Source organism: Methanolobus zinderi, assembly GCF_013388255.1.
Lineage (GTDB): Archaea > Halobacteriota > Methanosarcinia > Methanosarcinales > Methanosarcinaceae > Methanolobus > Methanolobus zinderi.
This window is the reverse complement of record NZ_CP058215.1, coordinates 1,638,487-1,652,653: the sequence shown is the minus strand read 5'-3', so window position 1 is coordinate 1,652,653 and position 14,167 is coordinate 1,638,487. Positions and strand designations below refer to the sequence as shown.

Here is a 14,167-nt window from a genome sequence, read left to right as displayed (position 1 = left end):
ACTTTTCAGGTGATTTGAGAAAACCATGCCAGTGATCGGAATTGTGGACACGACCTTCGCACGCTTCAATATGGGGAAGGCTGCGGTGGATGAGATACAGAAGCACGCTTCTGCTAAGATCATCCGCAGGACCGTGCCGGGAATCAAGGATCTCCCGGTGGCAGCCAAGAAACTCATCGAAGAGGAAAAGTGCGACATAGTCATGGCCCTTGGCATGCCCGGTTCCAAGGACAAGGACCGAATGTGTGCACATGAGGCATCCACCGGGATAATTCGGGCACAGCTCATGACAAACACCCATATAATAGAGGTGTTTGTGCATGAGGACGAAGGAAAAGATGAAAAAGAACTTGCTTTTTTGATGGAACAGCGCTCCAGGGAACATGCACTTAATGTAGTCAAAATGCTTTTCAAACCCGAGCAGCTGATCAAAGAAGCGGGTACAGGACAGCGTCAGGGATTCAGGGATGTCGGACCTGCAAGGGTTTGACCAGGAATAAAATCTGTTATTTATGAAAAATTAAAGTGATCGATATGAGCATCAAATTGGGATTTGTAATAGCCGAATTCAACAGGGACCTCACCTACCAGATGGAACTTCTGGGTGAGGAACATGCAAAGTTCCTCGGAGCCGAAGTTATAGACAAGGTACTGGTTCCGGGAGTATATGATATGCCGCTGGCGATCAAGAAACTCTGTGAGAACAATGAGATCGATGCAGTGGTAACTCTTGGTATAGTGATAGAGGGAGCCACCGAGCATGACGAGATTGTCGTGCAGCATGCAGCAAGGAAAATCACCGACCTTTCTCTTGAGTACAACAAGCCTGTGACCCTTGGTATCGCAGGACCGGGCATGACAAGAATGGAAGCACACGAGCGTGTTGACTACGGAAAGCGTGCCGTGGAAGCTGCAGTAAAACTTGTCCAGCGCCTTTAATCTGAAAAAGTTTATATATAAAGCGAACCGGTTAGGATTTCCATGGCATCATCAAGGCTAAAAAGAGTGGAAGAATCGGCGACTATAAAAGTTGCTAACATAGCTAATAAGTTAAGACAAGAAGGCACAGATGTCATCAGTTTCAGTCTGGGTGAGCCAGATTTTGACACACCCAAAAATATATGCGATGCAGCTGCCGATGCTATGTACCGGGGTGAGACTCACTATACTCCCTCTGCCGGAATTCCACAACTCAGGGATGCAATAGCAGAAAAACTCAGGACAGAGAACGGACTTGATGTAAACGGATCTGACGTACTTGTGACACCGGGTGCGAAACAGGCTATTTTCGAGATCATGATGACCGTACTTGACGATGGTGATGAGGCCATCCTCTTTGATCCGGCCTGGGTCTCATATAACTCTGCAATCAGATTCGCAGGCGCCGATACTGTCTGGGTACCCACGGACACCCATGATAATTTCAAACCACTTGACCTCGAGGAGTATATTACTGATAAAACACGTATAATCGTGGTCAACACCCCCGGCAATCCCACAGGTGCTGTATATGACAGAGATACTTTAAAGAATATCGCTGATATTGCCATCGATCATGATGTTCTTGTATTGTCCGATGAGATATACGAGAAGATAATCTATGACAGGGAACATATAAGTCTGGGTTCCATGGAAGGCATGCAGGATAGGACAATTACGGTAAACGGCTTCTCCAAGGCCTATGCCATGACAGGCTGGAGACTTGGTTATGTATGCGCTAGACCGGATATCTTCCAGGGAATGCTCAAGATACAATCCCATTCAGTAAGCAGCGCAACAAGCTTTGTTCAATATGGAGGTCTGGAAGCTTTGCAGGGTCCGCAGGAACCTGTAACTGAGATGGTTAATAAGTTCAAGGCAAGACGTGATGTCCTGGTGAAAGGCCTGAACGATATAGGAATCAAGTGTCAGACGCCCGGCGGTGCATTCTATGCATTTGCGGATGTGAGCGAGTTCGGCAACGGTGATGAGATCTCAGAAAAGCTTCTTGTGGATGCACATGTTGCAGTGACCCCTGGTTCTGCATTCGGTGATAGTGGCAGGGATTTCATAAGGATATCCTATGCAGCATCAAAAGAAAGGATAAAAGAAGGACTGTCGCGGATAGAATCCGCACTTACCTGATTCTTTTATTATTTTCAGAAGATTCCTGGTCGCAACGCTCAATTATCTTTTTTATTATTTTTCCTGTACTGCATAGCGGACAGGTTCTGGAATCCTTCACACGCACAACCCTGGCATGCAATCCACGCTTGTGAAGTTCACTTTGGAGTTCTCCGATATCGAATGTCTGGTCATATCCTATTGCTATGATATCAGGTTTTATCTCTCTAATGGGTTCGAATATATCCGACTCGCTTCCCAGTACTGCTTTATCAACCACAGCAAGTGAGCCTACCATACTTACCCGTTGTTCGTCAGGGATGACAGGCTTTGGCTTATGCTTGACCATTGATTTTCTGGCAACTATTACGTACAGCTCATCCCCGAGCTCTTTTGCTTTAGTGAGATAGAATATATGGCCCGGATGAAGCAGATCGAATGTTCCTGTAGCGAGTACCCTTACCAAAAAATATCACCTGTTCGATTGATGCTATACAAGGCTATTATAAATAAACCTAGCTCCTCTGGTTTGAATATAATTTCTGACATGTATATTATGGCGGAAGTTAATATATATGCTATATTTTTATATATATCCTATATCAAATAATATGCTACATGGTTTATTCGTCCCGGAAAAATAATCTTGCCCGGCCAGCATCGACTCTTAAAAACGCAAAACTCAGAAAATCTTATTATCGCAAGTTAATTTTGGCAACTTAAACATCCTGTGGTGGATCCATGAAGGTTTATAATAAAACAATGATCACCCTTGGTGTGGCTTTTCTGATTATGCTCTTAATGATCACTGCTACTGTCAACCATTTGTTGCTTGATGGCTATGAGCAAATAGAAGAGCAGGAAATGGAAGACAATGTCATAAGAATAGAGAGGGCTATACAGTCGGATATCTCCTATCTTGACACCACTGTCTATGATTGGGCTGCATGGGATGATACATACCGTTTTATTGAAACTAATAATTCGGAATATATTGAATCAAATCTTGCGGATGAAACCTTTTCTCTGCTTGACATAAATTTCATGTTATTTTTCGACTCTTCCGGGAACATTGTCTATAGTAAGTTCTATGATCTTGAGAAAGAGGAAACTATCACTCCTCCTAAAAACCTTGTGGAACTTTTCCAGCCAGGAAGCTATCTTCTTGAGCATTCCGATACACGTTCAAACATATCAGGTCTGCTAATGTCCTCAACATCACCAATGATCGTTGCTTCCCGGCCGGTGACAGGAACCAATAAACAGGGACCTATCAAAGGGACCCTGGTCATGGGAAGGTATCTTGATGAGTCCATGATAATGTCCTTAGAGGAAAATACCCTGCTTCCCGTGGAGTTGCTATATTACCGAAATACTGACCTGCCGGACAGACTCGAATACGATATAGTTGAAGTATCCAACAATAATTATTCCGTAAGCGTTTCTGAAAATAGCGAAACCGTGTCCGGCTATGGTTTAATGTACGATGTTTTCGGGAACCCTGCTCTGATCCTGCGGACTCAGATGGACAGGGATATCTATTTTAGCGGGCTTCGTATTATGGATTCGATTTTCTATCTGGTTATAGGTATTTTCCTTATAGTAGCTCTTTTAATTTCATGGATATTAAAGAAAAACCTGTTTTCACGTCTGAACCTTCTGGGTGAGAGCGTAAATGCAGTTGGGTCTCAGGGTGACTTAAGTTCTCGTCTGGAAATAGGCGGTGATGATGAACTTAGCACACTTGCCGACAATATAAACGGGATGCTCTCTTCACTGGAAGATACTTCATTGCTATTGAACTCGACCATCGAAACAACAGTAGATGGAATAATAATAGTTGATAATGAGCAACATGTGCTTTTGATCAATTCTTCTTATAAACAGATATGTGATCTGCCTGTTGAATTACAATTCGAAAGAGATGCCTCTAAAGTGCTGGCTCATTTTCTTGAATTAGTAGATAATAAAGAAGACCTTCTTGGCAAAATCAATGATAGGAGAGGATCAGATCTTAAAGGCAAAACTCTTGTAAAATTCAAAGATGGAAGATCATTTGAAACTTACTCTCTCCCGATCGTGATGGAAGGGGATGTTGCGGGAAGAATGCATATCCTCCATGAGATCACTGAAGTTATCCAGCGGGAGGAAGAACTCAAACAGCAGATTATGATTCGTGAGAAGATCGAGAAAGAACTCCTTATAAGTGAGGAGAAGTTCTCAAAGATAGCCACATTCGCATACGATGCAATGATCATGATCGACAGCAAAGGCAAGACCATCTTCTGGAATCAGGCAGCTACACGTATTTTCGGGTACAAGGGAAGTGAGGTAGCGGGCAGGGATATCCACTCACTGTTGTCACCTGAAAGATATCTTAATAACTTCAGGAAGAACTTCGATAAATTTGTAAGTACGGGTGAAGGTAATGCAGTCGGCCACACCCTTGAGCTGGAAGCCAGAAGAAAGGATGGTACCGAGTTTCCAATCGAGCTTTCACTTTCCTCTATAAAGCTCTCCGACGGAAGCTGGAATGCTGTGGCCATAATACGTGATATCACTGAACGCAAACAACTGGATTCGATGGAGAAGGAGATTCTTGAAAGGCTGACCACCATTATCAATAACGTAGATAGTGGTATCATGATGATCGATGCGGTCACAAAAGAGATTGTTGATGTGAATCCGGTTGCTGCAAGACTCATCGGTTTGCCTAAAGAGGAAATAGTTGGAAATCTCTGTCACAATTTCGTATGCCCTGCAGACAAAGGTAAGTGCCCGATCGTAGACCTCAATCAGAAAGTTGACAAATCAGAACGTATCCTCCTCACAAGGGATGGTGAACAGTTACCTATAGTCAAGTCTGTTGTTTCAGTAAAAATGCATGAGAAGGAGTACCTGATCGAAAGTTTCTATGACCTTTCCGTAAGAATGAAAGTTGAAGAGACTCTAGTAAAGGCTAAGATCGCTGCCGAGGAATCCAACCAGTCAAAGAGTGAATTCCTTGCCAATATGAGTCATGAACTCCGTACCCCTCTAAACGCGATAATCGGCTTTTCGGACATGTTGCAGTTAAATGAGGATAGGTTTACTGACAAAGAGAAGCGCTACATAGGAAATATATCCAGCAGTGGCAGACATTTACTGGATATCATTAATGACATTCTTGATCTTTCCAAGGTAGAAGCAGGAATGACCAGCCTGAACATTGAAGAGTTTAATGTGTCCGATGTTGTGGATGAAGTGTTAAAGTCACTCATACCTATTGGCAATAAGAAAAACCTTGGGATCAATGTGGAAGCAGATGAAGGTATTATTATAAACGCTGACAGGCTGAAATTCAAACAGATACTCTATAACATCATAGGTAATGCTGTCAAGTTCACTCCGGAAGATGGTAATATTGACATATCTGCTCATGTGTCCGGTACCAGCTTGCATATTATTATAAAAGACGATGGAATCGGTATTCCCTCTGAGGATCAGAAATATCTGTTCGAACCATTCAAACAGGTGGATTCCGCCCTGAACAGATCATATGAGGGAACCGGGCTGGGTCTTGCTATAGTTAAAAGGTATATAGAGATGCATGGTGGCAAAATAAGGGTTGAGAGCGAACCCGGAAGAGGTTCTTCGTTTATTCTTGAGCTTCCGCTGAATTATTAGTTTAGCATCTGAACTGCAAAACCCTGTGATCCAGAAAAGTAAAGATTGAATTCAGAATATTTATTTTTTGATAACACCTACGAGTGGATATCTATCAAGTGACTCTGCTTCATGGGGAGCTTCAAGATCCAGGCTTTCGGTAAGGTCCGCTCCTGCTTCATGGAGTCCCATGTGCTCTCCGTCATCCCAGAAATCGCTATCTGTTACATCATAGACTTTACCGGAGTAGACAACATAGGCTCTTTGCCCGTCTCTACCATTATACTGTGCAACTTCTTCCAGTGTGAATTCCTGCATATCTTCACCAACTCAAGGCTATTAACTTCTATGTAGAACTTAAGCTAGTATCTGGCTTTTCGTCCTCTTAAAGATATTGACTGAAATTTTTTTTTTATCCTGCTAATTATATCCCACAAGCTCCTCTTCCGGTCTTTTCGAAATACTGCTGATGGTATTCCTCTGCACGATAGAATGTTCCTGCCGGAACGATCTCGGTGACGATTCCTGATTTATACTCACCGGATTTCTGCTGGTTGGTCCTGGATGCCAGGGCGGCGTTTTTCTGTTCTTCATTGTGATAGAAGATCGCCGATCTGTACTGGGAACCTATGTCGGGACCCTGCCGGTTAAGTGTTGTAGGGTTATGCATGGCCCAGAAGAGCTCAAGCAGCTTTTCATAGGACACTTCCTCCGGGTCAAATATAAGCTCAACTGCTTCCGCATGACCGGTCTTTCCACTGCATACATCTTTGTAACCCGGGTTTTCGTAGTCTCCGCCTGTGTATCCTACCTGTGTATACTTCACACCTTTTACCTTTCTGAATGTAGATTCAACTCCCCAGAAACAGCCGGCTGCAAAGGTTGCGATCTCGTTTCCCTCACTCAGTAATTCTTCTTTTGTTGTCATATTATCCCCCAATGAACCGGCAGAAACATCTGTGTGTCCTGAAACCCGATTCTGCCTTTTTTTTAAGATGAAACTAAGTCTGCTCAGATGATGTATATATTTTTCTCAGATTCTGTGCATTAACCGGGGATGAATTTGCCTAAGTATCTGTCAGTCCCATTTCTTTTTTCATGGAAGAGTAGCAATTTGTAAATACATCCTGGTTACCTTCGATCTCAAGTATCTCGAAGTCGAATATACTGGCAAATTCCTCTACCTTCTCATCGAATCCGGCGGTGTATCCCAGATTGGTATGCACCTTAGCCACTCTCTTATATCCGGTAATATCGTTCACTTTTTTGAGCATCTTCAATGTCTTTTCAGGATTTTCCGGGTCTACCCTCATGATCTCTCTCCATGAATGGGCATACATGGGTGTAAAAAGAAAGGTTCCCTGGTCACTGAATTCTTTAAGGGTTTTAAGGTATTCATCACAGCCACCGAGGGTTGCACCAACACAGTCATCAACTATTCGCTTATCGTCCCTGAGTATCCTTACAGGACATGTGGATTCCTGGTCCCTGAAGTCTTCTTCAACCTTATCCAGTACATTGCCGCACAGGCCATAAAAGAGAAGTATTCCATCTGAGTAAGGAGTGACTTTTTCAAGAAGCTTGTATATCTCTTCCCGGAGTATTTTTGGGAACTCATGAAGTGCAAGTTCAACCAGATAGATCATGACCGTGTATTTACTATCATCTCTTTCGCTGACTGGAGGAATATCGTTCAAAACTTTCAAATCATAATCCAGACCAACATTATCCATTTTAGCAGCAAACTCCTTCTCCTCGTTATTTTTTACGACAACAACGTTATCTATCTGAGGATCGTTCTCAAGCAGGTGGATAATTTCATCCTGTAAAATCTTGCATGATAATATTGTCATTACCGGCATGTTCTCATCTTCATTCAATTAGTCTTGATATCTTCTCTGGTTTTCATGCCAGATATTATTTATCTGTATTCAGAACCCAGTTTTATTCTTCACTTTGTTTACTCAGAAGTATGAATGTGACAATAAAACTCAGGATTCCGGCCGGAATTCCCGCAAAAAGAGAGAAGAAAATCCTGTCTGCAAGTGACTCGGTCACAATGATCGTTATCATTATCAGGACTATGAAACTGATTATAAATCTTAGGAACAGTTGCATATTTTACTTTTCTTCCTTCCATATTTATTGTTTATGCTATATTTACTAATTCTGCCAATACTTTAATAAGATTGTTCATTGTGCAGATAGTTGTCATATGACGATAAAACACTACAATGATAAAACAATACATTTTACAAATAGACCCGGGTGCAAAAATGGCAAAGAATGTCAATGATATAACAGTTAGTATCAGGCCGACAGATGAAGAAGATGTTCCGCTTATTATGGAATTTATAAAAGCTATTGCTGATTTTGAAGACCTGGGTGACAGTGTGCTTGCAAGCGAGGAGGATATAAGGAAATCACTCTTTGGTCCGAAGCCCTTTGCCGAGGCTGCAATCGCAGAAGTGAATAAGGAACCCGCCGGTTTTGTCACCTATTTCCATAATTTCTCTTCCTTTGTAGGAAAGCCGGGTCTTTATGTAGAGGACATCTATGTTCATTCCGAATACAGGAAACAGGGAGTTGGCAGGTTATTAATGGCTTATTGTGCCAGGATTGCAAAAGAGCGGGGATGTGGCAGGATGGACTGGAGCGTTCTTAACTGGAATCCTGCAAGGAAATTCTATGAAAACCTGGGTGCAGAGGCCCACGAAGAGTGGATAGTATACCGTCTTGGTGAAAAGGAATTCTTAGAGCTTGCAAAAAAATGATGCTCAGAGCATTTTGCTGAAGAAAGGTCATGTGAGGGAAGGATTGAAATGCTGGAAAAATCCAGGCAGATCCAAAATTGTTTTGTAAAAGAGATAATGCCACTAATCCACAGGAATAGCGGCAGATAAAAAGCAGGATTATTCTTCGACTTCCTCTTCAGTCATCTCTTCTTCGGTTACGTTTGTCTCCTCATCGGTGACATTCATATCAGTCATTTCCTCGGTGGCGTTCTCATCTACGACAACTTCCTCGGTCATGTTCTCGTCGGTCATATTGTCTTCAGTAACTTCATCCTCACCAGCATCTTCTGCAGGTTCTTCTTCGGTTACATCTTCTTCAGCTGTATCTGTGCATCCTGATACGGCTACAAGTCCGATCATCAGGAAAACTAATAGTATGCTCAGCATTTTTCTCATAACGTATTCTCCTATATATTCTATATATTCTATAGGTGCCTACTGATTTCCTATATTTTATTTAACTCTTTCGATATAGTGGAGCAGTCATATACGCTTTCAATAATGGAGTCAACAGCGTTTCTGATGGATTCTGAGAAAAAGGTGAGGTTTTAAAGATTGAACCGTTTTCAGGAATTAACGGCCAGTAGTTTGTCTAAATGTAATGTAAAAAAATAAATTACAGCCACCGTTATCTTATATAGGAACGGTGACCGGCAGAGAAATTACTCAGTAATTTCCTCTGTTGATGTATTTTCTGTTGCTGCATCTTCGGGCATTTCCCCGGTGATCCAGTAGTTTACCTGTTCAGGGTTGTTCTCTACCCATGTTCTGGCAGCTTCCTCTTCAGGCACGCCGTCAGCAAGGTCTTCCATTACGGACTGTATATCATCATGTGTCCACTGGAATCTGCTTATGATGCCATAGAGTTCGGGATCATCTTCTTCAAGTCCCTGCCTTGCAAGGGTTTCAACATGGTCTGCTTCACCATATACTCCCTGTGGATCTTCAAGGTATTTCAGATCGAACTTGTTGAATGCCCAGTGTGGTGACCATAGGGTTACAACTGTCCATTCCTCGTCTTCGACTGAGTTTGTAAGTGAGGCAGTCATACCTGCACTGCTGCTGGATACGAGGCTATAGTCAAGGTCGTATTCCTCAATAGCAGTCTCTGTTGTGGACATAATACCTGCACCAGGATCGATACCAATGATCTCGCCATTGAACTGTTCCTGGTTATCATTGAGCTCCTCAATAGAGTCAATGGTTACATATGTAGGAACAACAAGTCCGATACGGCAGTCCTCAAGGTTTACTGCAACGCTGTCAATGTCTTCTCCATACTGTTCCCAGTAGTTCTGCTGGGTCTGGGGAAGCCATGCGGATGTTGTAAAGTCGAACTGGCTGTCAGCAAGTCCCTGATAGAGTGCACCCGCATCGACGGCAATTATCTCAACGTCATATCCTGCTTCCTCAAGGACAAGTTTCATTACATTGGTACTGGCAATCTCGCCATCCCAGAGAACATATCCTATTGTAGCTTCTTTATCTACGTTCTCATCTACGGTATCTGTTTCCGTATCTCCTTTATTTTTTTGGTGTGAGGTTCTGGGTAAGCCTGTCAAGTACTATGGCAATTATTACAATAGCCAGACCTGCCTCGAATCCCTGTCCGATATCCACCCTCTGGATACCCACGAGCACCTGGTAACCAAGTCCGCGTGCACCGATCATGGCGGCAATAACTACCATTGAAAGGGACAACATGATACACTGATTCACACCGGCCATTATTGTGGGAATGGCTACGGGTAGCTCAACCTTCATAAGTTTCTGCATTGGAGTGGTTCCGAACGCGTCGGAAACCTCTACAAGTTCCACAGGAACCTGTCTTATACCAAGGTTTGTCAGGCGTATAGTGGGAGGCATTGCAAACACAACGGTTGCAACCAGTCCGGGTACATTACCCAGTCCGAAGAATATTACTGCAGGAATCAGGTATACAAATGAAGGCATGGTCTGCATGAAATCGAGAACCGGTTTTGTTATGTGGTAGATTACCTCATTCTTGGCAGCCAGGATACCTAAAGGTATTCCGATGGCAAGTGCTATCAACGCTGATGAAAGCACAAGGGCCAGTGTCTCCATTGCAAGACCCCATAGTCCCATGGAATCAATTACCAGAAATCCCACCGCAGTTCCAATTGCCAGTGCAGCTTTGCGCTTTGCCAGGAAATAGACCAACAAGGCTGCGATCACTGTAAAGGCCAGTGGAGGCAGAAATAACAGTGCATCCCTGAGTCCTGATATCAGTATATCAACGAAGTTACTGAAAAAGTCAAGTAGAAATCCGAAATAATCATCGATCCAGTAAACTATGGATTCAACGCTTTCTCCAATCTGAAGATTCGGTAAAACCATTACTGAGCAACCTCCTCTATCTTCTCTTCTGCTTCTTGATCTGTCATAGCCAGTGCTCCAAGCACACTTCCACGAACAATTATCCCCCTGAGCTTATTGGCATCGTCTACAACCGGAAGAGGATACTGACTTTCAGCAACTATTGGAATTATGTCCTTTACAGGAGTATCCAGCTGCAGCTTTGGGAAGTCCCCGATCATTATATCAACAATCTTTTTCTTTTGTTTCATTGCAGATACAGCATGATCTATAAGCACTATTCCCTGCAGGACCTTGTCTGGATTCACAACAAAGATCGATGAAATCCCATGCCTTTTCATCAACTGAACGGCAACTGTCAGCTCGGAGTTGATCGACACTACCGGCTCAGGACGTTTCATTACATTATCAGCTGTCAGGATCTTTGCACGGTCAACACCGGCAACGAATTCGGAGACATAGTCGTCAGCCGGGTTTGTAAGAATCTCTTCAGGAGTTCCTATCTGGGCTATGTACCCGTCCTTCATGATAGCGATCCTGTCCCCGAGCTTCAGAGCCTCATCCAGGTCATGGGATACGAAGACAATGGTCTTTTTCATCTTGTCCTGAAGGGCCAGCAGCTCATCCTGCATCTCTGTCCTGATGAGAGGGTCAAGAGCACTGAAAGCTTCATCCATTAAGAGTACGTCAGGGTCGGTTGCAAGTGCTCTTGCAAGTCCCACACGCTGCTGCATACCTCCACTCAGTGAAGATGTGGTACTTTCCCCGTGTCCTTTAAGTCCAACTTTGTTTATGGCATCCTCTGCACTTGCATAACGTTCCTCTTTTGACACACCCTGTATCTCAAGTCCGAAGGCTACATTGTCGATGACCGTCCGATGTGGCAACAGGGCAAAGCTCTGGAATACCATGGTCATCTTTTTCCTGCGGACATTGCGCAGTTCTTCGGTATTCATGGCTGCGATGTCATCGCCATCGATGAGTATGTGCCCGTCTGTGGGCGATATAAGTCTATTGAGACATCGGAGAAGGGTAGACTTCCCGGAACCCGAAAGTCCCATGAGTACGAAAGTCTCTCCATCATAGACATCGAAGTTAACATTGTACAGACCTACTGTCTGATTTGTTTTTTCGAAGATCTCTTGTTTTGACATGCCTTTCTCTACCAGTGAAAGGGCTTTCTGGGGTTGTTTCCCAAAAATCTTAACAAGATTTCGTACTTCTATTTTTTTTTTTCACGAATGGTAATACCTCAGTATGAATATCCTGATATGGTTTTTGTATAATTAGAATGAACGATTTTGTTATTCTATAAGAGGGTTTCGATTTATTATTATAAAAACCTACCCTAATAGAACTCTTTTTGAGCAATGAGGGTGTAACATGACATTTATTTCTACTTATAGTTTAGGAGTAAAGTATTTATATCAATTTAATTTCGAACAATTAAATATTTTGATTGTATCAACTGATCTAAATCAAAAAAAGCTATTTGAAACGATAGCCTGTGCTGATATGAGGCACGAATTTAAAAAGAAAAAAGAAAAGTTCAAAAATTTATCTGCTTAAATACTCTTTTCCTGAATCATTCAATGAACACCATTGCTGCCACGACCGTTGTCCACTTACCATCAGGATCTCCGTGAGCTGTCTGACAGTAATGGGTCGTGTCTATTATATGACCGCTTGTCTTGTAAACATTTTCTCTGTCTTGCCAGGCAGAATCAATATCGAATTCGATTCCCAGGGTGGTTGCAAGCATTGTTGCAGCAAGGTCTTCAGCATATTCTCCCGCCGTCTCTTCATCTTCCCCGTATGAATGGTGCTCGGAGATATAGCCATAGTTCTCCTCATTTACAGGAACGGCAGTTCCAACTGCAGCAGCCACCAGTCTGTGTGGTTCGTTCGTATCGTTACGTGCAAGGACGCAGTGGACGATCTCACCTGCTCCTAATTGTTTTACTCCCTCATCCTTTGGGATTATCTTACAGTTTGGAGGAAGTATACTGGATACACTGACAAGATTGAATTTTTCTATCTGTGCATCACGTAAAGCAAGCTCGAATGAAGCCAGTCTGTGTTTGTGAACGCCAAAGCCTTTGGTTAAAAACGCCCTTTTAGGTGCCATCTAATATCATCCTTTATTTAGATCACGCAGATTTATTTTCTATTGCCGGATACTGACTCCATCCTATACATGAAACTGTCTTATCAAACTGATGGTTGTCCAGGTCGGAAATGACTAACAAGGTATACACTACTTAGATCGTTTAATTATAGTTGTTGTGTTTACTGTTTCTAGAAAACCTTATATACGATTTACACTTCTCATTGCATCCATCTCAAACTTCTATTATATAATTTCAAATTCAAGGTCGATATCATGGCAATACCTGTTGTATGGATTTACTGGATCTTCAGTCTTACAGTTGTTACATATGTATCGGCTTTCATTATCAACAGATACAGGGAATATGGCTTTGCAGCACTTGTGGCTTTCTATACTATCTATCTGACCGCCTCCCAGATAGTGGCAGCCCGCCTGATCGAGTTCGACCTCGGCTTCTATACATTCTTTGCACCTGCTGCAGTATTTTTGTATCCTTTCCTCTCACAGGCAATTGATATGATAAACGAGGTCTACGGTGAAAGGAAAACTCACATCGCTATAATCATAGCTTTTATCACACAGGTGCTTTTTGTAATATTTATCTTTATGACAAACAGCCTCTCTCCAGCTCCTTTCTTTGCATACGAGGATGCATGGCAGGGAATATTTTCCCAGAGTATAAGAATAATCATAGCATCCTGGCTTTCATTCCTTGTATTCCAGAATCTGGATGCCTATGTGTTTGCCTGGCTGAAAAGAAAGTACCCCAAACAGGTATTCCTCAGGAGTGCTTCAAGTGATGTGATCAGTCTCACCTTCGACAGTCTGATATTTGTAGTGCTGGCATTCTATGGGGTAGCTCCCGTTGTCCCGCTTATCATTGGACAGATAGTGGCCAAGAACCTGATAGGTCTGCTTGACACACCCTGGTTCATATGGTACAAGAGATATCTTGAAGATAACCCGGTAACTGACAGGCAGTAACCGGATTTTGTTTTCAGTATCAAAAACAGTGGTACCAGTATGATTATTCGGAACAGGAACTAACAGATCTTGCAGACCATGTAAAAGAGATAAATCCTGATAGAATTCACATCTATTTCAACAACAATCATAATATGCTGAACAATGCAAGAAGGATGCTGACATTAAATTTAGGAAAATAATATCTGTCATC

The 14,167-nt window shown here is 42.7% G+C and carries 16 protein-coding genes and 1 pseudogene; 7 read left to right on the top strand and 10 right to left on the bottom strand.

Going from position 1 to position 14,167, the window contains the following annotated elements:
- Positions 1-25: 25 nt before the first annotated feature.
- Genes ribC through HWN40_RS08080 form a run of 3 tightly spaced genes read left to right on the top strand, consistent with a single transcriptional unit; the run spans position 26 to position 2,124 of the window.
- A complete protein-coding gene (gene ribC / locus HWN40_RS08090) occupies positions 26-490 on the top strand; it encodes a riboflavin synthase (protein WP_176965257.1) in 465 nt (154 codons plus the stop codon).
- Positions 491-534: 44 nt separating this feature from the next.
- Entirely contained in the window at positions 535-939 is a 405-nt protein-coding gene (gene ribH / locus HWN40_RS08085; RefSeq protein ID WP_176965256.1) for a 6,7-dimethyl-8-ribityllumazine synthase, read from the top strand.
- A gap of 42 nt (positions 940-981) precedes the next feature.
- Positions 982-2,124: a pyridoxal phosphate-dependent aminotransferase gene (locus tag HWN40_RS08080; protein WP_176965255.1), complete on the top strand. Its 1,143-nt coding sequence runs from the start codon at positions 982-984 to the stop codon at positions 2,122-2,124.
- On the opposite strand, the gene HWN40_RS08075 is transcribed toward HWN40_RS08080, so the two are convergent.
- Positions 2,117-2,569, bottom strand: coding sequence for an FAD synthase family protein (locus HWN40_RS08075; RefSeq protein ID WP_176965254.1), 453 nt, complete (start codon positions 2,567-2,569; stop codon positions 2,117-2,119). The genes HWN40_RS08080 and HWN40_RS08075 overlap by 8 nt on opposite strands.
- Before the next feature lie 275 nt (positions 2,570-2,844).
- On the opposite strand from HWN40_RS08075, the gene HWN40_RS08070 reads away from it, so the two are divergent.
- Complete coding sequence (locus HWN40_RS08070; protein WP_176965253.1) at positions 2,845-5,769, top strand: CHASE4 domain-containing protein; 2,925 nt, start codon at positions 2,845-2,847, stop codon at positions 5,767-5,769.
- Positions 5,770-5,829: 60 nt separating this feature from the next.
- Here HWN40_RS08070 and HWN40_RS08065 read toward each other — a convergent pair whose 3' ends face one another.
- The 4 genes from HWN40_RS08065 to HWN40_RS08050 all read right to left on the bottom strand — a co-directional run bounded on the left by HWN40_RS08065 (position 5,830) and on the right by HWN40_RS08050 (position 7,866).
- Entirely contained in the window at positions 5,830-6,066 is a 237-nt protein-coding gene (locus HWN40_RS08065; RefSeq protein WP_176965252.1) for a cytochrome b5 domain-containing protein, read from the bottom strand.
- Between the two features lie 106 nt (positions 6,067-6,172).
- Positions 6,173-6,676, bottom strand: a complete 504-nt coding sequence (gene msrA / locus HWN40_RS08060; RefSeq protein WP_176965251.1) for a peptide-methionine (S)-S-oxide reductase MsrA — start codon at positions 6,674-6,676, stop codon at positions 6,173-6,175.
- 139 nt (positions 6,677-6,815) lie between these two features.
- Entirely contained in the window at positions 6,816-7,628 is an 813-nt protein-coding gene (locus tag HWN40_RS08055) for a DUF1638 domain-containing protein (RefSeq protein WP_343044075.1), read from the bottom strand.
- Between the two features lie 64 nt (positions 7,629-7,692).
- Positions 7,693-7,866, bottom strand: a complete 174-nt coding sequence (locus tag HWN40_RS08050; RefSeq protein ID WP_176965250.1) for a DUF8147 domain-containing protein — start codon at positions 7,864-7,866, stop codon at positions 7,693-7,695.
- A 158-nt stretch (positions 7,867-8,024) separates the two neighbouring features.
- Here HWN40_RS08050 and HWN40_RS08045 point away from each other — a divergent pair, with 158 nt between their 5' ends.
- Positions 8,025-8,522: a GNAT family N-acetyltransferase gene (locus HWN40_RS08045; protein WP_176965249.1), complete on the top strand. Its 498-nt coding sequence runs from the start codon at positions 8,025-8,027 to the stop codon at positions 8,520-8,522.
- 138 nt (positions 8,523-8,660) lie between these two features.
- Here HWN40_RS08045 and HWN40_RS08040 read toward each other — a convergent pair whose 3' ends face one another.
- From HWN40_RS08040 to HWN40_RS08020, 5 genes are all read right to left on the bottom strand, one after another.
- Entirely contained in the window at positions 8,661-8,939 is a 279-nt protein-coding gene (locus HWN40_RS08040; RefSeq protein WP_176965248.1) for a hypothetical protein, read from the bottom strand.
- A gap of 266 nt (positions 8,940-9,205) precedes the next feature.
- Positions 9,206-10,105, bottom strand: a complete 900-nt coding sequence (locus HWN40_RS08035; RefSeq protein ID WP_176965247.1) for a glycine betaine ABC transporter substrate-binding protein — start codon at positions 10,103-10,105, stop codon at positions 9,206-9,208.
- Positions 10,068-10,901, bottom strand: coding sequence for an ABC transporter permease (locus tag HWN40_RS08030; RefSeq protein WP_176965246.1), 834 nt, complete (start codon positions 10,899-10,901; stop codon positions 10,068-10,070). The genes HWN40_RS08035 and HWN40_RS08030 overlap by 38 nt, the downstream gene beginning before the upstream one ends.
- The gene (locus HWN40_RS08025) at positions 10,901-12,034 is read right to left on the bottom strand and encodes a quaternary amine ABC transporter ATP-binding protein (protein ID WP_176965245.1); all 1,134 of its coding nucleotides are present in this window, start codon (positions 12,032-12,034) and stop codon (positions 10,901-10,903) included. The genes HWN40_RS08030 and HWN40_RS08025 overlap by 1 nt, the downstream gene beginning before the upstream one ends.
- 431 nt (positions 12,035-12,465) lie before the next feature.
- Positions 12,466-13,008: a pyruvoyl-dependent arginine decarboxylase gene (locus HWN40_RS08020; protein WP_176965244.1), complete on the bottom strand. Its 543-nt coding sequence runs from the start codon at positions 13,006-13,008 to the stop codon at positions 12,466-12,468.
- 255 nt (positions 13,009-13,263) lie between these two features.
- On the opposite strand from HWN40_RS08020, the gene HWN40_RS08015 reads away from it, so the two are divergent.
- Positions 13,264-13,974 carry a queuosine precursor transporter gene (locus HWN40_RS08015; RefSeq protein ID WP_176965243.1) on the top strand — a complete coding sequence of 237 codons (711 nt, stop codon included), beginning with the start codon at positions 13,264-13,266 and terminating at the stop codon, positions 13,972-13,974.
- A 35-nt stretch (positions 13,975-14,009) separates the two neighbouring features.
- Positions 14,010-14,156: pseudogene (locus HWN40_RS13725) on the top strand (DUF72 domain-containing protein); the annotation flags it as partial.
- Positions 14,157-14,167: the final 11 nt, after the last annotated feature.